At 37.4% G+C, this 24,494-nt stretch carries 23 protein-coding genes and 1 riboswitch; of the genes, 6 read left to right on the top strand and 17 right to left on the bottom strand.

Going from position 1 to position 24,494, the window contains the following annotated elements; genetic code table 11:
* Nucleotides 1-114 precede the first annotated feature (114 nt).
* The 5 genes from kynU to ACFQ3N_RS16550 all read left to right on the top strand — a co-directional run bounded on the left by kynU (nt 115) and on the right by ACFQ3N_RS16550 (nt 5,927).
* Nucleotides 115-1,386 (top strand): kynureninase, encoded by a 1,272-nt coding sequence (kynU, locus tag ACFQ3N_RS16530; RefSeq protein ID WP_390363637.1) that lies wholly within the window; start codon nt 115-117, stop codon nt 1,384-1,386.
* Complete coding sequence (gene kynB / locus ACFQ3N_RS16535; RefSeq protein WP_390363638.1) at nt 1,386-2,018, top strand: arylformamidase; 633 nt, start codon at nt 1,386-1,388, stop codon at nt 2,016-2,018. Before kynU ends, kynB begins: the two co-directional genes overlap by 1 nt.
* Before the next feature lie 15 nt (nt 2,019-2,033).
* On the top strand, nt 2,034-2,882 hold the full coding sequence (gene kynA, locus ACFQ3N_RS16540) for a tryptophan 2,3-dioxygenase (RefSeq protein ID WP_390363639.1): 849 nt from the start codon (nt 2,034-2,036) through the stop codon (nt 2,880-2,882).
* 87 nt (nt 2,883-2,969) lie between these two features.
* Entirely contained in the window at nt 2,970-4,316 is a 1,347-nt protein-coding gene (locus tag ACFQ3N_RS16545; protein WP_390363640.1) for a sodium-dependent transporter, read from the top strand.
* Between the two features lie 273 nt (nt 4,317-4,589).
* Nucleotides 4,590-5,927 (top strand): CoA-disulfide reductase, encoded by a 1,338-nt coding sequence (locus ACFQ3N_RS16550; protein WP_390363641.1) that lies wholly within the window; start codon nt 4,590-4,592, stop codon nt 5,925-5,927.
* A 54-nt stretch (nt 5,928-5,981) separates the two neighbouring features.
* On the opposite strand, the gene ACFQ3N_RS16555 is transcribed toward ACFQ3N_RS16550, so the two are convergent.
* From ACFQ3N_RS16555 to ACFQ3N_RS16630, 16 genes are all read right to left on the bottom strand, one after another.
* On the bottom strand, nt 5,982-7,253 hold the full coding sequence (locus ACFQ3N_RS16555) for a DUF5667 domain-containing protein (protein ID WP_390363642.1): 1,272 nt from the start codon (nt 7,251-7,253) through the stop codon (nt 5,982-5,984).
* Between the two features lie 693 nt (nt 7,254-7,946).
* Nucleotides 7,947-8,618, bottom strand: a complete 672-nt coding sequence (locus ACFQ3N_RS16560; protein ID WP_390363643.1) for a hypothetical protein — start codon at nt 8,616-8,618, stop codon at nt 7,947-7,949.
* A 140-nt stretch (nt 8,619-8,758) separates the two neighbouring features.
* Nucleotides 8,759-9,811, bottom strand: a complete 1,053-nt coding sequence (locus ACFQ3N_RS16565; protein WP_390363694.1) for a C45 family autoproteolytic acyltransferase/hydolase — start codon at nt 9,809-9,811, stop codon at nt 8,759-8,761.
* A gap of 834 nt (nt 9,812-10,645) precedes the next feature.
* The gene (locus ACFQ3N_RS16570; protein ID WP_390363644.1) at nt 10,646-11,611 is read right to left on the bottom strand and encodes a nuclease-related domain-containing protein; all 966 of its coding nucleotides are present in this window, start codon (nt 11,609-11,611) and stop codon (nt 10,646-10,648) included.
* Nucleotides 11,612-11,801: 190 nt separating this feature from the next.
* Nucleotides 11,802-13,691 carry an ABC-F family ATP-binding cassette domain-containing protein gene (locus tag ACFQ3N_RS16575; protein ID WP_390363645.1) on the bottom strand — a complete coding sequence of 630 codons (1,890 nt, stop codon included), beginning with the start codon at nt 13,689-13,691 and terminating at the stop codon, nt 11,802-11,804.
* A 341-nt stretch (nt 13,692-14,032) separates the two neighbouring features.
* Entirely contained in the window at nt 14,033-14,497 is a 465-nt protein-coding gene (gene ribH, locus ACFQ3N_RS16580; RefSeq protein ID WP_390363646.1) for a 6,7-dimethyl-8-ribityllumazine synthase, read from the bottom strand.
* A 17-nt stretch (nt 14,498-14,514) separates the two neighbouring features.
* Entirely contained in the window at nt 14,515-15,714 is a 1,200-nt protein-coding gene (locus tag ACFQ3N_RS16585; protein ID WP_390363647.1) for a bifunctional 3,4-dihydroxy-2-butanone-4-phosphate synthase/GTP cyclohydrolase II, read from the bottom strand.
* A 14-nt stretch (nt 15,715-15,728) separates the two neighbouring features.
* A complete protein-coding gene (gene ribE / locus ACFQ3N_RS16590; protein WP_390363648.1) occupies nt 15,729-16,379 on the bottom strand; it encodes a riboflavin synthase in 651 nt (216 codons plus the stop codon).
* The gene (gene ribD / locus ACFQ3N_RS16595) at nt 16,360-17,478 is read right to left on the bottom strand and encodes a bifunctional diaminohydroxyphosphoribosylaminopyrimidine deaminase/5-amino-6-(5-phosphoribosylamino)uracil reductase RibD (RefSeq protein WP_390363649.1); all 1,119 of its coding nucleotides are present in this window, start codon (nt 17,476-17,478) and stop codon (nt 16,360-16,362) included. The genes ribE and ribD overlap by 20 nt, the downstream gene beginning before the upstream one ends.
* A 376-nt stretch (nt 17,479-17,854) precedes the next feature.
* Nucleotides 17,855-18,003: riboswitch (FMN riboswitch) on the bottom strand.
* A 128-nt stretch (nt 18,004-18,131) separates the two neighbouring features.
* On the bottom strand, nt 18,132-18,329 hold the full coding sequence (locus ACFQ3N_RS16600; protein ID WP_390363650.1) for a hypothetical protein: 198 nt from the start codon (nt 18,327-18,329) through the stop codon (nt 18,132-18,134).
* Between the two features lie 41 nt (nt 18,330-18,370).
* Nucleotides 18,371-18,505: a hypothetical protein gene (locus tag ACFQ3N_RS16605; protein WP_390363653.1), complete on the bottom strand. Its 135-nt coding sequence runs from the start codon at nt 18,503-18,505 to the stop codon at nt 18,371-18,373.
* A 49-nt stretch (nt 18,506-18,554) separates the two neighbouring features.
* Entirely contained in the window at nt 18,555-19,640 is a 1,086-nt protein-coding gene (locus tag ACFQ3N_RS16610) for a sensor histidine kinase (protein WP_390363655.1), read from the bottom strand.
* Nucleotides 19,624-20,310, bottom strand: a complete 687-nt coding sequence (locus ACFQ3N_RS16615; protein WP_390363657.1) for a response regulator transcription factor — start codon at nt 20,308-20,310, stop codon at nt 19,624-19,626. The genes ACFQ3N_RS16610 and ACFQ3N_RS16615 overlap by 17 nt, the downstream gene beginning before the upstream one ends.
* A 38-nt stretch (nt 20,311-20,348) precedes the next feature.
* Complete coding sequence (locus ACFQ3N_RS16620) at nt 20,349-20,945, bottom strand: peroxiredoxin family protein (RefSeq protein ID WP_390363659.1); 597 nt, start codon at nt 20,943-20,945, stop codon at nt 20,349-20,351.
* Nucleotides 20,946-20,956: 11 nt separating this feature from the next.
* Complete coding sequence (locus tag ACFQ3N_RS16625) at nt 20,957-21,700, bottom strand: cytochrome c biogenesis CcdA family protein (RefSeq protein ID WP_390363661.1); 744 nt, start codon at nt 21,698-21,700, stop codon at nt 20,957-20,959.
* Entirely contained in the window at nt 21,700-22,347 is a 648-nt protein-coding gene (locus ACFQ3N_RS16630; RefSeq protein ID WP_390363663.1) for a hypothetical protein, read from the bottom strand. Before ACFQ3N_RS16630 ends, ACFQ3N_RS16625 begins: the two co-directional genes overlap by 1 nt.
* A gap of 132 nt (nt 22,348-22,479) precedes the next feature.
* Here ACFQ3N_RS16630 and ACFQ3N_RS16635 point away from each other — a divergent pair, with 132 nt between their 5' ends.
* On the top strand, nt 22,480-23,466 hold the full coding sequence (locus tag ACFQ3N_RS16635) for a DmpA family aminopeptidase (RefSeq protein ID WP_390363665.1): 987 nt from the start codon (nt 22,480-22,482) through the stop codon (nt 23,464-23,466).
* Between the two features lie 41 nt (nt 23,467-23,507).
* Here the strand turns inward: ACFQ3N_RS16635 and ACFQ3N_RS16640 are convergent, their stop codons facing one another.
* The gene (locus tag ACFQ3N_RS16640) at nt 23,508-24,416 is read right to left on the bottom strand and encodes an RluA family pseudouridine synthase (RefSeq protein ID WP_390363667.1); all 909 of its coding nucleotides are present in this window, start codon (nt 24,414-24,416) and stop codon (nt 23,508-23,510) included.
* Nucleotides 24,417-24,494 lie beyond the last annotated feature (78 nt).

Below are 24,494 nucleotides of genomic sequence, written 5' to 3' on the forward strand. Positions count from 1 at the left end.
CATTCAAAATAACTATTTTTGATTAACTAATTAAATTACATGGTTTTAGATTATTTTTTTTGTAAATCATTGTTACTATAGATATAACTATATTTTCCTAAGAGGTGTATATTAATGAATACCGAGAAAACACATGCAACCAATCTCGATCAACAAGATGATTTGAAGGATTTCAGGGAGGAATTTTTCATTTCGAATAACTCCATCTATCTGGACGGGAATTCGTTGGGACTTATGTCCAAACGTGCTGAACAAGCAGTTCATAACGTAATGGATTCCTGGAAGGCGTACGCTATTGAAGGCTGGACAGAGGGCGAACATCCTTGGTTTTATTTGTCCGAAAACCTTGGTCGTATGTCAGCTTCATTAATTGGTGCTAAACCTGAGGAAGTAATTGTAACCGGATCAACTACTACAAACCTGCACCAACTCGTATCGAGCTTTTTTAAACCCAAAGGAAAAAAGACGAAAATTATGGCGGATGAGTTAAACTTTCCTTCTGACATATACGCATTAAAGAGCCAGCTACAATTACATGGATTAGATCCAGAAGAACATCTTATCCAAGTTAAAAGTAAGGATCAAAACACACTAGAAACAAAGGATATAATTAAGGCAATGACAGATGATGTTGCCTTAATTGTATTGCCAGGTGTACTTTATCGAAGTGGACAAATTCTCGACATGGAAACCATAACAAAAGAAGCACATAAACGTGGAATCTTAATCGGTTTTGACTTATGCCATACGATTGGTTCTATTCCACACCACTTATCTGATTGGGATGTTGATTTCGCGTTCTGGTGCACATATAAACATCTAAACGGCGGTCCTGGTAGTGTTGCGGGTCTTTACGTTAATAAACAGCACTTCGGCAATGAGCCCGGACTTGCAGGCTGGTTCAGCTCATCTAAAGATAAACAATTTGACATGGCGCACACATTAACACCTGCACCGGATGCCAGTGCCTACCAAATTGGTACCCCTCATGTTTTAAGCGCTGCGCCATTACTGGGATCACTGGAATTGTTTCAGGAGGCTGGTATGGAGCGAGTTCGAAAAAAGTCATTACAATTAACAAATTATATGATGGAGCTAATCGAAGCTGAATTAATGGACTATGAATTTACGATTGCAAATCCACGAGATGAACTCACAAGAGGGGCTCACCTATTTCTTGAACATCAGGACGCTGCACGGATATGTAAAGCACTAAAAGCGGATGGTGTCGTTCCAGACTTCCGAACACCTAATGGGATTCGTTTAGCCCCAGTTGCTTTATATAACAGTTTTGAAGATGTATGGAATAGTGTACAAATCCTTAAATCCATTATGAAGGAAGAACGCTATAAAAACTTCGAAAATAAGCGAGGAGTGATTGCATAATGACTCCATCTAAATGGATCGATATTTCGCAACCATTAACGAATGATATGGCAAACTTTCCAGGGGATACTCCTTTTTCTTATTCCCTAACCTATACAAAAGAAGAAACTGGTTCTGTCAATATTGGTCAAATGACCACCAGTTTACATATGGGTACTCATGTTGACGCACCATTTCATTATGATTCAAATGGAAAAACACTCGACAAATTAGATTTAGATCTCTATATAGGAAAGGCTAAAGTAATAGATGTAAGTGATGTTGATACCATTACGAAAGATACTCTTGAATCCTTTAACTTAGATAACGTAACACGTGTCTTAATTCGAACTTCCTTACCAAACAATCCGAAGCATTTTCCAGACAAAATGCCAGAATTAGACCCTACTATAGCTGCCCATTTACATGAAAAAGGTGTTCAGCTAATTGGTGTTGACATACCATCTGTCGATTCAGCCGACAGTAAAGAGTTAGAAACACACCATGCATTATACAAGCACGGCATTTTTATTCTGGAAAATTTAATGCTGGACCATGTAAAATCAGGCAATTATGAGCTAATAGCTTTACCACTAGCAATTAAAGGTGCGGACGGGTGTCCTGTTCGAGCGGTAATTCGTCCAATTGATTAACAGGAGGTTTTTTCTATGAATGAAAATAAGTCGAATGATTCGTTTAAATCAGAGGAAGGAATCCATACCGATTTTTCAGATGATATGACGTATGGTGATTACTTACAACTTGATACCTTATTAGCCAGTCAAAATAGACTATCAGATCATCATGATGAAATGCTGTTTATTGTCATCCATCAGGTGAGTGAACTTTGGTTAAAACTAATTATCCACGAAACCCAAGCAGCTATTGCAGCAATTCAGCGGAATGACCTGCAAGCTTCCTTTAAAATGCTAGCTCGTGTGTCTAAAATCCAATCACAAATCATTCAAGCATGGGACGTCCTTTCCACACTGACACCAGCAGAATATATGGAGTTTCGAGATAAGCTAGCTAATGCTTCGGGATTTCAGTCGTATCAATATCGTCTGGTTGAGTTTGTGCTTGGTTATAAAACGCCACATATTTTAAAGATATATAAAGATAACCCAGAACTGTATGCTATTTTAGAAAAAGCTTACTATGGACCTGGTTTATATGATGTGGCAATCCAAGCACTAGCAAGAGAGGGATTTTCTATAGATAAAAACGTATTGGAACGAGATTTTTCAAAAACATACGAAAAAGATGCCACCGTGGAACAGGCCTGGCTTGATGTATATAATGACGTAGAACGTTACTGGAATTTATATCAATTGGCTGAAAAACTAGTTGATATAGAAGACCGGTTCCAACAATGGCGCTTTCGACACATGAAAACGGTTGAACGCATCATCGGTTATAAAACAGGTACAGGTGGATCTTCTGGTGTTGGGTACTTAAAAAAAGTATTGGATCATTATTTTTTTCCTGAATTGTGGGATATTAGAACGAAACTATAAGTTCTATTAGTTACGCCTATTCCCAATAACTATCATAAGATGATATACTGATGAAATCATTTTTCCTAATAGAAAGGACGACATATAATGCCTACTACTAAAAAAGATCAATGGTCCACCAAACTAGGATTTATTTTATCATCAGCAGGAGCCGCAATTGGTCTTGGAGCAATATGGAAATTCCCATATATGACTGGAATGAACGGTGGGGGTGCTTTTTTCTTATTGTTCATCGCCTTTACTGTCATTATCGGACTTCCCCTATTAATAGCTGAGTTTATTATAGGTAGAGGCGCTCAAAAAGAAGCTATCAGCGCCTTCAAAAAGCTTGCACCTAAATCAGGTTGGTCCATCATCGGCCGCTGGGGTGTTGTTGGTTCATTTCTACTCATGTCATTTTATAGTGTGGTTGGCGGCTGGGTACTTATCTATAGCATTCTGTCTATCTTTGGTCTAGTAATCAAAGAAGGTGCCAATTATGAACAATTATTTATAACGGTTACTGGAAATCCGCTAATTACAATTGCAGGATTAATAGGATTTTTGTTCATTAATGTTATTGTTATTTCATTTGGTATCAAAAACGGAATTGAGAAATCAAGTAAAATATTAATGCCATTATTATTTGTATTCTTTATTATATTAGTAATTCGCGCCGTAACATTTGAAGGTGCGGTAGAAGGGTTGCAATTCTTCCTTCAACCTGACTTTTCTCAACTAACAGCTGAAAGTGTTCTATATGCACTTGGACAATCCTTTTTCTCCCTTGCTGTTGGATTTTCCGTAATGGTTACTTACAGCTCTTACTTGAACAAAAATGTTAGTCTACCCATGTCTGCTGGGTCCGTTTCAATTATGAATATTTTCGTATCCTTACTCGCAGGTTTGGCCATTTTTCCAGTTGTATTTTCATTTGGTCTTGAGCCAGCTGGAGGGCCAGGATTATTATTTATGGTACTACCCGAAGCATTTGCTCAGATGCCATTTGGCGAGATATTCCTAAGTTTGTTTTTATTGTTATTCCTATTCGCCATTTTAACATCATCGTTTAGTATGCTAGAGATTATTACCTCAGCATTTACAGAGAATAAAAATCGCTCACGCAAAAATGTAGCTGCAATTGCTGGTATAATCATCTTTTTCGCAGGAATACCTGCTGCATTATCTTCAAGCAGTTTAGCCGATTTTAAGATTTTTAATTTAACTGTTTTCGATGCCACAGATTTTCTAGTAAGTAATATTCTATTACCTGGTGGTTGTTTGTTAATTGCATTATTTATTGGATTTAAAATGGATAAAACCATTATGAAACAAGAGTTTTCCTACAGCAACACCCTACCAACTGGCATGTATCAAGTTTGGTTCCAGGTTATGAAATGGATTGTTCCTATCACTATCATAATCGTATTTCTAGGGTCGTTAGGGGTTATCTAAAGTTGAGAGCTAAAAGCGCCTCGAAAGACACGACATGCATAAGCAGAGCGCGTAGTGATGACTCCTTTACCACACGGAGTCGAACTGCTTACGTCTGGGAGTGTCTAGACGCTGGAGCTGGACGTGGCTGATTCTGTAGTTGATCATGCACTACTTTTTTCAAGTTATGCTATCTTTACTAATTAAATATCTTAAAAAGATGTTATAACATCTTTTTAATTACCAAAAATAGGGTAAAGTAACAGTATACATGTATATAAGGGAGTGAGAATATTGACTCGAAAAATAGTTATTGTTGGTGGAGTTGGAGGTGGCGCTACAGTTGCAGCACAACTTCGCAGACAAGATAAGGATTCGGAAATTATTATATTTGATAAAGGAAGCCATATTGCCTTCTCTAATTGTGGTATGCCCTATTATATAGGTGGAGTTGTTTCTGAGAGAGACCATTTATTGCGGGAAACTGATAAATTTGCCAAAAAGTATAATGTCACCGTTCGCACGCAATCTGAAGTCACAGCCATTAACCGGTCTCAAAAGCAAGTTCAATATAACCATGAGCATGTTGAATCCTATGATAAACTAATTCTCGCTCCTGGTGCCTCAGCAATTGTACCTGATATAGAAGGCTTGAATACGGATCGGGCATTTCCATTGCATACTATTCCAGACATGGATTCGATTTATGCTTACATAGAAGCTAATAAACCTAAAAGTGTTGCAGTTGTAGGGGCAGGGTTTGTTGGTTTGGAGATGGTGGAAAACTTCAAAGAAATTGGATTAGACTGTACGATTATTGACAGATCCTCACAAGTCATGAAGCTAGTTGACCCTGATTTGGGTTCCGTCATTCAAGAACATATAGAAAAAAAGGGTGTGGAAGTTATTTTAGATGATGGTCTAGCATCTTTCACAGATGATGGTCAAACATTACAGTTGAATAGTGGGAAAAGTGTTCAAGCTGATATGACTTTGTTAGCAGTTGGGGTTAAACCAAATACAGCACTTGCAAAAGATGCCTTATTAAACCTAGGAGATACAGGTGCAATCTCTGTAAACGAATTTATGCAGACAAATGATCCCGATATCTATGCATTAGGTGATGTAGTCGAAACAAATCATTATCTAACTAATACACCTAGTCATATTGCACTTGCATGGCCTGCACATCGACAGGCATTTATTATTGCAAGCCACCTAGATGGCGAGCAAGTCCCTTATCGTGGCACACTTGGATCAGCCATTTTAAAAGTTTTTGACTTAGATGTTGGGGTCACGGGTCATAGTAGTACAACATTAAATGAACTTGGTATCAATTTTAAAGAAGCTTCACTTGAAGCAAGGTCACATGCAGGCTACTATCCAGGTTCTGAGAAAATCCATATTAAAATACTATTTGATCCTCATAATGGTAAAATTTACGGTGCGCAGGTTGTTGGTGGGCATGGTGTAGATAAACGTATAGCCGTACTAGTTACTGCTATTCAAGGAAAACTCACTGTAAAAGATCTGCCAGAATTAGAATTGCCTTATGCTCCTCCATATTCTAGTCCAAAAGATCCTATTAATATTCTTGGCTATAAAGCTAGTGCCATGCTTGAAACGGAATAATTTAAATGTAACAAAAGCACCTGAGATGAAATCAGGTGCTTTCTTGGTTAAGATTTAGTTGTTATTACCCTTGTTTTTGTTTTCTTTTTTCGCTGCTTTTTCTTTGGCTTTTTCAGCTTTTTCTTGAGCCTTTTCAGCTTTTTTCGCTGCTTTTTCTTTGGCTTTTTCTACTTTCTCTTGAGCCTTTTCAGCCTTTTTGGCTGCTTTTTCTTTGGCTTTTTCAGCTTTCTCTTGAGCCTTTTCAGCCTTTTTGGCTGCTTTTTCTTTGGCTTTTTCTGCTTTATTCACAACATTTGCTTCTTCTTCAACAGATTGAACTTCTACCTCTTGTTCCTCTTCAACTTCTATACCTTCATCTGTTTCAGTTTCTTCTGGTGCATCTGTAGCTTCTGCTTCTTCTGAGCCCTCTTCATTTCTTTCTTCTTCATCCTCAACCGCTTCTTCCTCAGTTGATTCAAATTTACTAGTACGCTTATCGATTTTTTTAGCTAGCTTGTCGAAAGATTTTTGGATATTTTTCATAATAGCTTGCTGTGCATTTGGATTTTCAATTTTTTCTAACACTGCAGCTAACGCCGTAAAGTTATTTGCAAGCTGAATATGAACACCATCAGATTCCTCTTCTGTTTCTTCACCATCATCTTCAACTACTGTTCCATCTTCTTCTGTGTTTGGCTCATCAGTATCTTCTTGAGATTCGTCTCGGTTTTCTTCGGTATTTGCTTCGTCATCCTCATTCGTTACTTCATCCGTGCCTTCTTCTTCAGTTGCTTTTTCATCTTCAGACCCTGAAGTATCTTCTCCATCAGCGTCCTTTTCAAGAAACGCCTCTGCTTGCCCTTGGGTTAAAAGTGCATCTTCTAATAACTCAGATGCCTCGTCTATTTTGCCTTCAAGGATAAGTGCATTAGCTTCAGCAATACGTTCTGCAGCAAATTCAGCAAGAAGCTGACTTTCTTTATAATCATCGAAAGTAAGTGCTAATTGAATTTTTTCCTTCATCGATTTTACAAAGTAGAAAAAGTCTCCAGGAATTAGATTTGGTGCAGTTTCCTCTTCTAATTCATCATCTTCGCTAGTAGCGTCGTTACTTGTATCTTCTTCAGTTGCGGAATCTTCTTCAGTTGTAGAATTTTCCTCGTTGTTTACATCTTCTTCCGTTGCAGCATCTTCCTCGTTGTTTACATCTTCTTCCGTATCATTATCTACCTCATTGATGATAAAGTTATCACCATTGTTGTCCTCATTAGCCAAAACAGTACTTGTACCAATAAATGCTAACATGATAGCTGTTACTACAGTAAAAATAGTTCTCGATAAGTGCATTAAAAAATTCCTCCTTGTCATATGTTTGTTCAGTAAAGGTTTCGAATTTTTTTACGTATTTATGTCTATTTTTGTAGATATAAATGAAAAATAAAACTATTTTACCATGCGCAATAGACAAAAGACCTATTAGAAAGTTGGCTTATCGCTAAGTTGCACTTATATAGATAAGGAGGTTTTATACTTTTCTATCTACTAAGAAAAGCGCAAGCGCCCTGAAAGACACGACCGCATAAGCAAAACGGCTGGAGAAAGGTGGTTTTTCCTTTCGCAAGACGGATTGCTTATGTCGCGAGTGGCTGGGCGCTGGAGCTAGACATGGCTCTTGCTGACAAGAAACTTTATAGTACCAAAATTTTATACTTTCCTTACCTTGGACAAAAGCGCAAGCGCCCCTTTAGCGACGTATGGGCTGCGCCCGCGCATCGCGGGTGGGTCGACGTTGCCGCGCAAAGCGGCGAAGTTAGTCGATCTTCCAAATCCGCATGAGATAAAGGAAACACGAAAAGCGTAAGCGAATCGATGTTGACTTATCGTAAGGAGGATCAGGAAGCCCACTAGTCGTTGGGCGCTGGAGCTGGACGCGGCTGATTCTGTAGATAAATGTACAAAACTTTTAAGTTATATACTTTCTTTACTTTTAAAAAAATACTTTCGAATAAGTATACTTCGAAAGTATTTTATAAGCGACTATTATAAATCTTCTTCAAACCGATAAACCAATGTATAATTATCTTCGTTTAATAGTTCTGCAACATGTACCCGCTGTCCGTGTCCAAATACAATTTCGTTTTCCGTCATAGCTATAATCATGGCTTTTGTATTTGTTTGATTATCGACATATATATCACCAACAACTGGCTTTAGAGCATTATCTTTTTCTGCCAATATTCTTGGAGATTCATCCTCTTGGCGCTGGATGTCAGTTACAAGCGATTTATCATTATAAGCAATATCCTGACTTCCTTCTAAATTATCAGGTACCATTACAACATATTCACTGTGTTTCACACCATTATCACGAGTTGTTACGACATTCCCATCTTCTACATTATCTACCTTTTCGATTTCATTTAGTGAATAATGATCCAGAAAATCTGGAGCTGGTTTGATGATTAAGATATAGTCACCAGGTTTTGGTTTAGTATCTTTATCAATGGTGTACCTTTTCCCGTAAAAAATGAAAGAATCATTATGTTTTGGTTTGTACAGCTGGATATCATTGGCTTTAGTTAATACTTGTTGCATATCTTTTAAGCGATACAGATGGACAGACTTTTTGAACATCGGTTTTACGGAGTAGACTTTATGAAGTTCATTATTAAAATAAACGAATTGACCCTTCCTTACTTGAAAAAGCTTCATCTTACGTCCTCCTACTATATTCTATGTCACTCTTATGTTCCCATAATACCATGTTCTTTAAACATCAAATAGAAGAAAACATTAAAAAATGAGATTGCATCCTTTAAAATGATTATTGATGCGTCACTTTCTTTATAAAACTAGCGTACATTCTTATCCATGTGTACAAAAGGAAGATCAGTATCAACTTCACCTAAAATACGTTTTGTTGATATATTTCTACCTTGAAGCCATTTACCAAAGTCGAATATTAATGGTTTCCGGTCACCACCTAAAGCAAACCAGGCTTTTTGCTCTTTTGAAAAATAAGCTGCGGTATGAATCGTACCTGACCAATTTTTATATTGACTTGAAAAGACCCCTTTATCTGTATCATTTAGCATACGGAAAGCTTTATACGCATCTGTTGCTTGGTACTGTTGTGTCAAAATCGCATCCATCCGTTTATAAGAATCATCTAAATGATATCGATTTTCATGTTTAAGTAATTCAAAATGATTAGTGCAGACATTGGATTTGCGCACCTCCACTCCACGAGGTGTAGCCTCCACGACAAACGTTTCACCACTTTTATCAAGTACCATATAACTAAAAGAGTGTCGATGTGGTATTTCTTTTAGCATATTTACTGCTTCCCTTACATCTGCACAGCTTTCTAAGATTATTCTGCCAATCATATTACATATAAACCCATCGCCAGGCTTTTTCCGATGCATAAAATTATAGCCTATAACTAATCCTTTCTCATTCATTCCATCCATTCTTCCAGTAATACGTTGCGATGGCCCGATTATCGCATAGCCCTGGTCTGTTGGCTGATAAATGGTATAACGCCCTTCATACGTTTTAGGATGGTAATCATAATTACGAATCATGTAATTGTTATCTGTGAAAATCGAACACCCACTCCGTACATACTCTAAGCGATACCCTCCAAACTCCTGTAACACATCTTTCATAGACCATTCCAGCGCATCCTGCAAACCAAGTAACTCATCCCATATCCCTGGAGCGAATGGTTTAAGAGCCTGTTTAACCTCTTCTTCTTTAATCTCAAAACGCGGCTTTCTAATTTTCCACTGCTTTTTTCTATTTTGTATCGTTAAAGAATTACGTAATAATTGCCCTTGATGAAAGCCAAAGTCATAATGAGAGCCTCTAAACTGAATAATGTCACTATATATTTTTTTCACCATTAAATACCTCATTTTTATAATTCTAAACCTAATCTTAATAGATTCACGCTGTTATTTAAACTAAATTGATTAGAAATATAGGATTCTGAGCAGGTACTTTGTGCGCTTGATCGAATTTGGGGTGAGCTTGATCAAAAATAGACTCTCTTGATCGTTTTTTTGCTCTGTCGATCGATTTTTTTATCTCCCGATCGATTTCCCATGCTCTTGATCGAATTTCCTCTCTCTCGATCGATTTCTGGGGTTGCTTGATCGAATTTGGGGTGGGCTTGATCGAAAATAGACTCTCTTGATCGTTTTTTTGCTCTGTCGATCGTTTTTTTTATCTCCCGATCGATTTCCCATGCTCTTGATCGAATTTCCTCCCTCTCGATCGATTTCTGGGGTTGCTTGATCGAATTTGGGGTGGGCTTGATCGAAAATAGACTCTCTTGATCGTTTTTTTGCTCTGTCGATCGATTTTTTTATCTCCCGATCGATTTCCCATACTCTTGATCGAATTTCCTCCCTCTCGATCGATTTCTGGGGTTGCTTGATCGAATTTGGGGTGGGCTTGATCGAAAATAGACTCTCTTGATCGTTTTTTTGCTCTGTCGATCGATTTTTTTATCTCCCGATCGATTTCCCATGCTCTTGATCGAATTTCCTCCCTCTCGATCGATTTCAGGAGCTACTTAACAAATTCCTGACAATCTACACATTAAAAAATTGGCATTCGCCAAGCCTTTATGGCGAATGGCCTAGTTGCACTTATACAGATAAGGAAGTTTTATACTTTCATATCTGGAAAAAAAAGGAAGGTTTCCTGCTTTTTGCAGATAACCAAACTCTTTATTTTATCCATCTCCTATGTTTGGGTTCATATTTTAATCCTGAAGACTTTAATAATCTTGTCGCTAAACTATGTGATTGTATACCCAGAAATCGCATACATTCTTCATTTGTTATCCATGGCTGGAATAATAGAAAATACTCTTTTAACGTTCGAATGTGTGCATTTTTTGATTGCATATTACATTTAGTACATTTCCAACATGAATGATGACGTTCCATCCCTAAAACACCACATTTGGGACAAATCACTCCCACCTTAATTTCAGCTTTCTTCACATTATTTTTTCGTAAAATATCCATCTCAAATTCCCGACAATCTCGCAGCAATGCTCTTCCTATTTTTTGGCCTTTAATTCTCGCTTGTCCTTCTTTTTCAATACGTTCATCCATTTGTTCTATTTTCTTGGGAATATGTTCTCCATGAGCTACGATGTTAGCGATATATTGTTCGTTTCCAATCACTTTAATGATCGTACTTGGTTCGCTAATCGCCACAAAAAAGTATACAGGGATATCATATAGGTTTTGGTCGTGTAACCATTTACTTAGATGCAGTTGAATGGTTTCTGCTTGAGTAATGGGGTGGCGAAACCCGGTTTCAGTATGGCCGTCATCACGAGTGAATTGATTGAGGATTGTATTGAAGGTGATCGTTCCGTTGAAGTTTTTGATTTCAATAATAAAAAGAGCATGATTTGTGATTAGGATAGTATCGATCTGAACTTTAAATCCGTCAATGATTAAGGAAACATCATGAAGTATGGTAAATCTATGTGCAAAATAAGTTTCCATAAAACGGTCTACTTTCTGTTCCCCATAAAAACCTTTGTACCGTCGAGCTAATTCTTCATCCAAGGCTATTCGCCTCTTTGTGCTAGGGGATACCCGTTGATTGAGCGCATCCATTTTTTCAAGTACAACCGGTTTCGGTCTTTTTCTAATGATCATTTGTTTCTCCTTCATTCGTTTCTCCTTTCGCTAGTGATATAAAATTGATTATATAACAAATGAAAATAAATAGCAGATACATGTCCCACTATAAAATTTGATTTTTGCACTTGAATTACAAACAAACAAGAATTTCTCCATACCTCTCATCCATTAAAACCCCAACTTCACATAAAAATAAGACCTAAAAGGAGAAATAATCCTTTTAGGTCTTTTTGTCGTTTTCCATTTCTTCCACTAGTAAAGATAGCTCTTCCCAACGTTCCATTTTCGCTTCTAGTTCTGCTTCTATTTCCTGTTGTTTAGCGAAAACCTTCTGTACTTCCTCTGAATCACTTCCAGCTGCTGCAATATCTGCTTGAAGCCCCTCTACCTTTTGTTCTAATTCCATTATCTGATCTTCAATTTTGTTCCATTCTCTTTGTTCATTATACGATAATTTTTTCTTTGTTTTTTTCTGTCTGGTGTCTGTTTTAGCAGGCTTTGAAACAGGCTTATTATCCTTTTGTTGCTTTTGCTCCAAATACTCACTATAATTCCCATAATATCGTTGCGGTTGAGCGTTTCCACTAAACACGAGTAACTGATCAACTACACGATCTAAAAAGTAACGGTCGTGGGAAACGGTAATAACTACACCCGGGAATTGATCAAGATACTCTTCTAATACACTTAGGGTCTGTGTGTCCAAATCATTTGTTGGCTCATCTAGAAACAGAACGTTTGGCTCGGTCATTAAAACTTTCAATAAATACAAGCGCCGTTTTTCTCCACCTGAGAGTTTCCCAATGTATGTCCATTGTTCAGCACGGGAAAATAAAAATCGTTCTAGCATTTGCTCGGCGGTAATAACATCACCATCTTTGGTATGAATTACTTGAGCTACATCTTTAATATAGTCGATAATTCGCATGTTTTCGTCAAGTTCTTCGTCACCCTGTGTATAATAGCCAATTTTAACCGTCTCTCCTATTTCGATCTCACCATGGTCTGGTGCAACACGTGTAGCCATTATGTTTAATAGGGTTGTTTTTCCGGACCCATTCGGCCCAATAATCCCTAGACGCTCACCTGGAACAACCAGATAACTAAAATTCCGTAACAAGTCTAGGTCCTCATATGATTTTGAAATGTCTTTAAGTTCGATAACCTTTTTTCCTAATCGAGTTGATCCTACTTGAAAATCAACATTCTGCTTTTTGGTATCAAATGTTTGCTCTTTCATTTCGGCAACCCGATCGATTCTTGCTTTTTGCTTTGTTGAGCGAGCCTTTGGTCCCTGTTTTAGCCAGGCAATCTCACGGCGAAGGGTGTTTTCATGCTTTTGTTGAGCGCTTAATTCCAGCTCCTCACGTTCTGCTTTTTTCTCTAGGAATAACTCATAATTTCCTTCATACGTATACAGATTTCCTTTTTCTAATTCAAAGATCCGATTTGTCACTCGATTAAGGAAATACCTGTCATGAGTTACCAGTAACATTGACCCTCTATACGATTCGAGATACTTTTCAAGCCACTCAACAGTTTCATTATCTAGATGGTTGGTGGGCTCATCCAAAATTAATAGATCTGCTGGTTGAATCAAAGCCTTAGCTATAGCGACGCGCTTTTTTTGGCCACCAGAGAGTTCTGTAACATTTTTATTAAAATCCACAATCCCCAACTTAGTAAGAACCGTTTTAGCCGTTGTATTTGCTTCCCATGCTTCATGGTGATCCATTTTTTGCTGCATTTTTAAGACATGGTTTTGTGCAAATTCATTAGTAGAATCACGTTGAAGACTCTGAAGTGCTTGTTCATACTCCCGCATCACCTTCATAATCGTTGAATCCCCAAAATAAATTTGTTCCATAACCGTTAAGGTCGGATCAAGAACTGGATCTTGAGCTAAATATTCAATATGATAATCTTTAGGATGTTTGACTGTTCCCTTTTCTGGTGCATCCATGCCAGCGATTGTCTTTAAAAAGCTGGATTTACCTGTACCATTTACACCGATTAAACCAATCCGTTCGTTATCCGATATAGTACACGATATTTCATTAAATAAGATTTTTTCACCAAATGATTGGTAAAGGTTTTCAATAGTTAGCATCTGTAAATCCTTTCTAAAACCATAATATGTATACTACTTCCTTTTTTCCATTCGATTCCTTACCAGTTGCTTCAATAATATTACTATTAGAAATAAAAGCCATGATGTCGCTAGATAAAAGATAAGTTTACTCAAATCATTCATTTCGGAAAAAACGAAAGCCATACCGATCCAAATAGCCGATACTACAATAATTTGATATATGATTAATTTTATTATAATCTCCTCCAATAAACTGAAGTAATATATGATTTTAGTTTATCTTACCATACATTAGTTTGTCATATAAAAAAACCAAGAACAACAGCCGGCTGGATCTGTCTTCCTTGGTTTTGTTTTTTTTAAAATTGATTAACTATGTTAGCCATTTCAATTGCAGCAACTGCGGATTCTGCACCTTTGTTTCCGGCTTTCGTACCAGCGCGTTCAATAGCTTGTTCAATTGTCTCTGTAGTTAAAACACCAAAGATTACTGGTTTACCAGATTGAAGGGACGCATTAGAAACGCCTTTGGCAGCTTCACTACAAACATAATCAAAATGTGGAGTAGAACCACGAATGACCGTTCCTAATGTAATGACAGCATCATATTCTTGTTTCATCGCTAGTTTTTGAGCAATCAATGGAATTTCAAATGCTCCCGGAACCCATGCGATATCTATACTTTCTTCATCAACACCATGCCTTTTTAAGGTATCAACAGCGCCTCCAAGTAGCTTACTTGTAATAAATTCGTTGAATCTCCCCACTACAATACCTATTTTTAAATCACTGCCTACAAGATTTCCTTCGAACGTTTTTCCCATTTGCCTCATCTCCTCTATTAATTATGAAAGTTTAGTAAGTGTCCCATTTTGTCATATTTCGTATGCATATATCGTTCGTTTTCTTTTCGCCCATCGGTTTGAATAGGAATGCGAGATTCTATAGCAATACCATATGATTCTAGTGCCTTCATTTTTTCAGGGTTATTTGTCAGAATGTCTATCTTATTTACTCCTAGATTTATTAATATCTGTGCACTTAGGTCGTATTCGCGTAAATCCGGAGCAAATCCAAGTTGTTCATTTGCTTCTACGGTATCAAACCCTGCATCTTGAAGCTGATAGGCTCGTAACTTATTAATCAGTCCGATTCCACGTCCTTCTTGACGCATGTAAATTAATATCCCTTGTTCTGCTTCTTCAATCTTAGCTAGTGCTTCATGTAGTTGTGGACCACAATCGCACCGATATGAACCAAATACATCTCCTGTTAGACATTCCGAATGAACGCGTACTAAAACCGGTTTACTAGGATCAAGTTCCCCTTTTACTAATGCAATATGCTCTTTGTCATCTAGTGTATTGGAATAACCCATAACTCGGAATGTGCCGAATTCAGTAGGTAACACTGTTTCCACCTCACGCGTAACGTGAACTTCATGTTTCTTACGATAACGAATCAATTCCTCAATGGTAATGAGCTTTAGATCAAACTCCTCAGCCATTTCCTTTAGATCTGGTACACGAGCCATCGTACCGTCCTTTTTTATAATTTCACATATAACTCCAGATGGGAATGCATCACTTGCTATTGCTAGATCAACTGACGCTTCAGTGTGCCCAGGGCGTGTAAGAACTCCTCCACTTTTTGCAACTAAAGGAAATACATGGCCTGGCTGTTTAAAATCAAACCGGTTTGCTTCAGGATCTAACATGGCCTTAATGGTAGTAGATCGTTCTTCAGCACTAATTCCTGTTGTCGTGCTTTTATGATCAATACTGACTGTAAAGGCAGTTCCGAGTGGATCCGTACTTTGACTGGTCATCATCGGAAGTCCGATTTTTTCGGCTAAGTCTTTTTGAACAGTTGTACATACTAATCCTTTTCCGTGAGTAATCATAAAATTAATAACGTCTGGTGTTGTCAATTCGGACAACGCGACAAAGTCACCCTCATTTTCTCTATTTTCATCGTCCACAACAATAATTGGCTTTCCTGCTTTCAAATCAATAATAGCTTCTTCAATTGTATGAAACATCATTTACACTTCCTTCACATGAATCCATTACTTTTTAAAAATTCCTGATTCATTTCATTTGGTTGATTTGTATGTTGCTTGGTAAGTATATTCCCCACATACTTTGCGAGCATATCACATTCGATATTGACAATGTCTCCTTGATTTTTCCCACCTAAAACTGTTTCTGAAACAGTATGTGGAATGATCGAAACGGTAAAGGTATTTTGTTTTACATCGAATACAGTCAAACTAATACCATCAACTGCTACAGACCCTTTTAGCATTAAAAACGGAGCAAGTTCATCAGGAATTTTAATATCATAATATATTGCGTTTTCCTGCTTTTGCTTTCGTACTATTTCTCCTGTACCGTCAACATGTCCTGATACAAAGTGGCCCCCAAATCTGCCATTTGCTGCCATAGACCGTTCCAGGTTTACGTGTGAACCTGTCTGTAAGGCATTTAATGAGGTTGATTTAACGGTCTCCGGCATCACATCTACTTGAAAATCATCCGCTGTAAAATGGGTAACAGTAAGACAAATACCGTTTACTGCAATGCTGTCTCCTAGTTGCACATCTTCCAATATCTTCGTGGCTCCAATTGTCATTTGGATGGATTGCTCGGAAACTTTATTCATGTTCTTGACTGTACCTTTTTCTTCAATTATTCCGGTAAACATTTGTCTCATCCTTTCGTGGTACAGCGATAAATTTGATATCTTGATCGATCATTTCCATATGTTTTATCTTTAGTGACAGTGATTCAGTTAAGGATTCAAATCCAACACCTGTAAATGAAGTTGGTGCTGTTTTACCACCTAACAACATAGGTGCTAGATACATGATCATTTGATTAATCTTTTTTTGTTGTAAGAATGCATCGTTAATTTCGGCACCGCCTTCTACAAACAGTGACATGATTCCCTCACTACCTAGAATTTGTAATACGTTATCTATGTTTATTTTCTCATCATCCAACTGAATGACCGTAACACCATCTTTAGCCTTAAAGGGTTCTATTTCTTCCTTCGTTACTTGCTTTCCTGTAAATATCCATGTTTTTGCTTCATTATCAGTAACCACATTGGCATCGATCGGTGTCCTTAGTCTAGTATCTAAAACAATTCGTAATGGGTTTTTACCAACACCATTGGCAAGACGAGTTGTAAGTTTTGGGTTATCCGCTATAACTGTATTCACACCAACAAGAATCGCATCATGTGTATGCCGGTAGGAATGAACATCCTGTCGAGCAGCTTTTCCAGTAATCCATTTACTTTCTCCGGTAACGGTTGCAGTTTTTCCGTCTAAAGTCGTTGCTGATTTTACTGTAACGAATGGTGTCTTGGTTTTAGTATAATGAAAAAATACAGCATTTACGGTTTCACCTTCAGCTTCTAGCACACCAAGTTCAACTTCTATACCGGCGCTCTTTAACTTTTCGATACCGCGTCCGGCAACCTTCTTATTGGGGTCTGTAACAGCTATAACTGCACGACTAATTCCTTTTTCTATAATCAGATCTGCACATGGTGGTGTTCTACCATGGTGACTGCATGGTTCGAGGGTGACATAGATGGTCGCTCCCTTAGCATTGTCCCCAGCCATTTGAAGTGCATGAACTTCTGCATGAGCTTCTCCTGCTTTTAAATGTGCCCCAAATCCAACCACTTGCCCTTCTTTTACAACGACAGAGCCAACGGGGGGATTTGGACTTGTTTGACCTGATACAGTACTTGCAAGTTGCAAAGCAAAACGCATATATTCTTCGTCATTCAAATCAATTTCCTCCCTTTCAAAACTAAAGTGTAAGCGCCCTTACAGGCTAAGTTCGCCACGTCCTTGAAAAAGAAAAGCAATTTTTCTGCGTGCGATGCTTTTTCAGAGATGCATTCCTTTTCCCGTAGCGTCACCGGCACTAGTACGTCCTGTACATTGGAGACGTGACTTACACAGTTAATAAATTATTCACAGTCTCCAAATTTATAATTCCCTAGACATTTAAAAAGCCTCTGAATTATCTTCAGAGGCGTTAGGTTAGAATTTTTATAGGCAAGCAAAGATACTTAATAACACATATTTTTCAAAAAAGATACACTGGCAGAGTTTTGTCCACTTGCCGTGTTACTTTTCGTAAACATGCTTGCTTTTCCAAAAATTCCTTCTCCCATCCAGACTATCACTGTCGGCTCTGGAGTTTCACCAGATCCACCGTTTGGTTAAAAACCGCACGGGTCACGGACTTAGAAGCATCTATACTTCAACACCGCCGATTGGGAATTTCACCCGACCCCGAAGGAATAATGCGTATTCAATTTATTTATCCATTATACCATTAGGTTTTTAAAAAATGCAAAATTAGTGCTTTACAACATGTAGGGTACTACTTGTCTATGTTGAATGATATCATATAGAGTATAAACAGGAGGTTTTTAAAATTCTATGTATACAGTGTGGACAATATAATTCGACTTCTCCCCTTCATTTAGATCCACGCTAAATTCATCGATGATATATTCAGGGACTTCATCAGTTCCTTTACAATCCAGGCATCGAAATATGAAAATCTTCTCTATTTCGTCATTTAACCCAAATGGGACATCATCCTCTAACCACTTTACCAAATTCATTATTATCCTGTTCTTTTTTCTTAGACAAGTCCATGCTCCCTTTATTTCTTTACATCTTCTGTATCTTCTATATAATGATAAATCCATCCATAATCACTATTCCATATCCCTACAAGACCCATTGGCTTTGGACAATAAGGACATGGAAAGAGATCATGCTCAAATAATTCAATCATACGTTGATGCTAGATTTTCTTCTAACGCTTTGTTTCTAACAATAAGAAATTATTCTATGGGTAACGTAAACCAAAAAACATTTTTCCCATGATCGGTATCCACCCCGATCATTCCATTGTGACGATCTACAATTTCTTTTGCAATGGCTAACCCTAGACCAGATCCTCCTTTATCCCGGCTGCGAGAGGATTCCACTCGATAAAAGCGTTTAAAAATATTCTCTTTATCTGTTTCTGGAATTAGTTCACTAAATCCTGCAATCGAAATTCTATAACTATCTTGTATTCTCTCACCCTTTACTACAATTGGGCTGTTTGATTGATCATAACGAATTGCATTATCAAGAAGATTGCTAATCACTTGTTGAACACCCTCTACATGAAGGGGTAACTCGGAAGGATCTGCATCTACTTGAATGGGAATTTGCGCTTTTTTAAGAGTCCATTCAAACATTGCAACACACTGGTCCACTACCTCCGTTATCTGCACGATCTGTCTTTTTGTAATAGATTGAGAGGAAACGTAATTCCATTCCTTTAGCTGTTCAAGCTGCTCCACCATTAACATAAGACGCTCTGATTCTTGGTAAAGGGACTGATATAATGTTTCATTTCCTTTCACATCGCCTTGTTTCAATGCATGTAAATAACCCTTTAAATTAGCTAAAGGGGTACGGAATTCGTGGGATAGATCAGATACCAGCTTTTCACGATGTTGATCATTTAGTTGGAGCTGTTGAATGAGACTATTATACTGTTCGACCAATTGCCCTATTTCATCCTGGCCTGAAACAGGAACTGGATTTGGATAATCTCCTCGTTTCATCTGTTCAGTCGATTTGGTCAAATTGCGTATGGGTTTGATGAGCCTTTTTATTAAATAAAAATGAAGAAGACTTCCAGCAATAACTGATATCGTAATAAATATCCATAAGTAGTTAAAAAGTGTTGCATTAAATTGCTGTTGACGTTGTACATCAAAATTTCCCATTCCTTCAACTAAAAAGCATGCCACATTATAAATAGCCCAGCTGCAAACGGTAATCGCTACCGTAATGATTAAACTGTTTAAAAACGTTAAACGCCATAAAAAACCCTTTGGAAAGAAGGAGGTTATTTTACGTGTAAGTGACAAATTTATACCCCATTCCTCGAACGGTTTGGATACGTGTTGGTTTACTAGGATTATCTTCTACTTTTTCTCGAAGTTTTTTAATATGCGCATCGATGGTCCGATCCATAACAGTATGTTCTACATACGGATAAATTTGTGTTAATAACTGCTCACGTGTTAAAACGATGTTTGGATTCTTCATAAAACAATATAAAAGGTTAAATTCATATTTTGTCAGCTTCACTTCTCGGTCATATAGCAAAACTTCTCCTTTTATTGGTTTTATACACAATCCTTCATTAGCAATTTTTTGACAAAACTGTACCGTTCTACGTAATACTGCTTCAACATGTGCCATTAGCTCATTTGGGTCAAAAGGCTTTGTAATATAATCATCTGCTCCCATTTTCAATCCCGCAATCTTATCTTCAATCCGAGCCTTCGCAGACAGCATAATAATCGAGACTTCATTTCGTTCCTGCTCACGGACCCACTCACAGAATTCCTCTCCGCTTATCTTAGGTAGCATTAAGTCCAGGATAATTAAACACGGATGATGGTTTAAAAAGACTTCCTTCGCTACTTCTCCATCTGCTGCTTCAACAACATCATAATTATATTTTTCCAAATAGATTCGTACAAGATCGCGAATCATCTTATCATCTTCAACCACTAAAACGGTCTGTTTCATACGAGACACCTCTTCATTATTGTACGGCATCAGATGATCTACTGCATCTTTTCAAATTCTTGAACCATAAGTTCATAATTTAAGGCACCAAAGGCTTTGTATTGAATTCGACCATTTGAGTCAACCATAAACGACGTAGGTATCGGCTGAATCTGGTATTCATTGGCTACAGCCGTCTGTTCATCCAATAAGATAGGAAATGTTAACTCGAATTCATCCACAAAATCCGGAATATCCTGAATACTTGCTTCAGTATCCGTCAAGTTAACCGCTAGTATAACGATATCCTTTTCTTCATGAAACTTTTGCATATCAGGCATCTCCGCTCTACATGGAGGACACCACGTTGCCCAGAAGTTCAACATGACACGTTTCCCTCTGAAATCGGAAAGCTTAACGGTGTCCCCCCCCAATGTTGAAAGTTCAAAGTCTGGTGCCATGTTTCCTGTTTCAAGACCTACCTTATCCTCTTCTCCACCATCGGTATTGTCGCCACTTCCATTAACAGTTAAGTGATCTTTAACTTCATAATCTTCACCTGAGGTTACAGTGGATTCGTCTGATTGTAAGACAAAATCATACACCGCCCATACAAACATACCGACAATAATGGCTATAATGATTCCCTTTTTCATATATTTCACTCCTAACCTAAATTAGACATCCATGTATCCTGTACTAGTTTTAACAGCAAATTAGAAATTCGTGACAACTGTCCTGTAAAAAGCAGTACACCCATCAAAATCATAATCGACCCGCCAACCTTCATAATTTTTTCACTATAACGTACAATCCATCTCGTGGAGCCAAGGAAAAATGTAAGAATTAAAAAAGGTAAAGCAAAGCCGATAACATACATCATTGTATAAATTGTTCCTTGCGCCGGGTTACTTGCAGCAACGATTAAAATCGATGCGAAAATTGGACCTATACATGGCGTCCATCCAGCAGCAAAGCCCATTCCAACAAAAATAGTCCCCATATAACCCACTGGTTTTTTTGTAAAACGAAACCGTTTTTCTTTCATAAAGGTTGTAATTTTAAGCCAACCAGCAACAAATAACCCCATTATAATAATGAAGATCCCCGCTATTCGTTGAATAAACTGACCAGATTCACCAGCAAGTAATCCTTGAATCCATTGTCCAAGGAAAGAAACACCTATCCCTAATCCAATAAATATTAGGGAAACACCAAACAAGAAAAACACAGAATGTATTAGTAACTTAGTCCGAATCTTTACGTTATTATTATTTTCTAATTCCTTCACACTCATACCAGTAATATAAGATAAGTATGCCGGAAAGATCGGAAGCGTACATGGTGATAGAAATGAAAGTATCCCTGCACCTAAGGCCAACCATATAGTTAGTTCCGTGGCTGCTGTCATCAAGACACCTGCTTTCCATTATTGTAAATATATAAACCAATACTAGTTATGAAAAATAAGATTAAAAACCATGGTGCCATCATATATCCGAACACCGTTAAAAATGGCAAGAAGAGCGCTAGCATTAATTGTCCAAAGACCCATCCAATTAACATGATACCTAGTAATTTTTCTTTTGTGATTCTGTCGTAAACCAACATATACACTACAATGAGCAGCATGACCAAGCCTAAGTATCCCCATGTATATGTATTTGAATTCCAAACTATTTGCACAAACTCATATACAAATGATGCTGCTAAAAATACCGGTATAAAGGAGTTTAATAGTGTTAAAACAGCAAGGTTATGACGCTTATATTTATAACCAATATTCAGCACAATAAATAATGTGGCCAGATAAAATGCGTGTGAATCACTCGGATACGCTAAAATTGCAAGTGGATCTGTTATAAAAGTAGATATATTTAAAAGTATTTTTCCTACCCATATATAGATAACAAAGTTTATGAGTAATGATGTTATTTCCTCTAACTGTTTTTTCTTTACTTGTGTTGGTAAAGGGCTGATTACAAAGAAAAAGATAAATCCCATAATAATACTTACTACAATAATTCCTATTGAAGTTAATACACTAGCTATTGCCATAAAGTTTCCTCCATCAGTTCTGAACTCAAATTTTATCATACAGGATGAATGTGAAAGTTTGATGAAAATAAAAAAAGAAATATTTGTTATACTGTATGGTAACCATATTATCCACTAAAAGGAGTTAATCTAATGTCGTTACCTAAAGGGAAGTCCAATTGTATTACCGATGTACAAGGCGTAAAAGTTGGACATGTTACATTATATGAGAAATTAAGTGAAACAGAAACAGTTTGTACTGGTGTAACAGCTATACTTCCACACGATGGAAATCTTTTTACTAAAAAAATTCGAACTGGGAGCCATGTTATTAATGGGTATGGAAAAACGAGTGGACTAGTACAAATGGAAGAACTAGGGTTGCTCGAGTCACCAATTATGCTAACAAACACATTAAGTATTGGGCCTGTAACTCAAGGTACACTTACCTATATGCTAAATCAAAATCCAATGATTGGTGATTCATCAAGCACCATTAATATTGTTGTAGGTGAGTGTAATGATAGTCATTTAAATTCTATCCGACAACAAGCTATCAAACCAGAACACGCTATTGAAGCTATAAAAAATGCATCTGCAAAGCCCTCGGAAGAAGGAGCGATTGGTGCTGGTAAAGGAATGGTTTGCTTTGGATATAAAGGTGGGATCGGTACTGCATCACGAACCGTTACTGTTGATCAACGTAAATTCACAATTGGCTGTCTTGTATTAACTAACTATGGAAAACGAGAAGAGGCATTATTCCGGGACTGGGGTGAAATTAAACTAGACACACCAGATGGATCTATCATGATGATCATTGGTACGGACGCTCCATTATATGACCGTCAATTAAAGCGCCTTAGTAAACGTTGTACCGCCGGCCTTGCACGTACCGGAAGCAATATATCCAATGGTAGTGGAGACATAGCAATTTCCTTCTCTACAGCAAATACATATAATCATGATGCGGATTTACCTATAGAATCTATGACGTTTATCCGAGATGACCATCCCATTATGAATCAATTATTCCAGGCTGTTATCGAATCCACTGAAGAAGCAATTATCAGTTCACTTGAAAATGCAAAAACAACGGAAGGAAGGAAAGGAAGAGTTATAAAGAAAGCTCCATTATAAGAAAAGGATTAGCGGCTTACCTGAGCTGCTAATCCTTTTCATTATTTCGATTTTGTTAGAAAAGACTTTGGTACATCTGCAACGAATCGCAATAATTGTCCTGTTGTAGGGTGGCTAAATGATAATACTTTCGCATGCAGTCCAAGTCTACCAATTTCATTCGTTTTCGAACCATATTTTTTATCCCCAACGACAGGATTACCTAAGTCCTGCATATGAACACGGATTTGGTTTTTCCGTCCCGTTTCTAATTGAACCTCTACCAAAGAAAAATCCTTATTGGATTGCAGCAATTTATAATGTGTGATTGCATGCTGTCCATCATATTTGTTAGGGCTTGAATACACTAAATGCGTAGTACTCTCTTTTAACCACGATGAAATATAACCTTTTTGTTTCTTTACTTCCCCTTCAACGAGTGCAACATACGTGCGTTCTTTTACATTTTCCTTCCAAGCGTCTTGTAATTTGCGCTTTACTTGTTCACTTTTAGCAAACATCATAACCCCGGATGTATCTTTATCTAGTCGATGAACGACAAAAACTCTGTTTTGTGGGTTTTCTAGACGAACATGCTCCATTAATTGATGAAGTGCTGTTCGATGTTTTTCTTTCTCTGTTGCAATGGAAAGTAACCCAGCTTCTTTCTTGATCACGATAATATCATCATCTTCATAAAGGATGGACATCCCGATTAAGGCACTTTCTTTTACTGCTTCCTTATTTTTTAAAATGGTCACTGTCTGTCCTGGTTCTAGGACATAATTGTGCTGTGTTTCAATATGGTCATCAATGGTAACCTGTCCACGTGTAAGAATGGATTTAACTGAATTCCGACTACGATTTGACATCGACTTTAATAAAAAAGGAAGTAATTCTGATTGTTCTTCCACTGTATATATAAGAGAGTTAGCTATTTTCTTGTTTGTTGTTCGATGTTTTTTAGGCATTTATTAAAACTCCTCTATTTAAAAAAATACTGCGTATACTTGTACTTAACATAAAGTTTATTTAATCTACATGCAAAT

Source organism: Virgibacillus byunsanensis, assembly GCF_042675965.1.
Classification (GTDB): Bacteria; Bacillota; Bacilli; order Bacillales; family Amphibacillaceae; genus Virgibacillus_R; species Virgibacillus_R byunsanensis.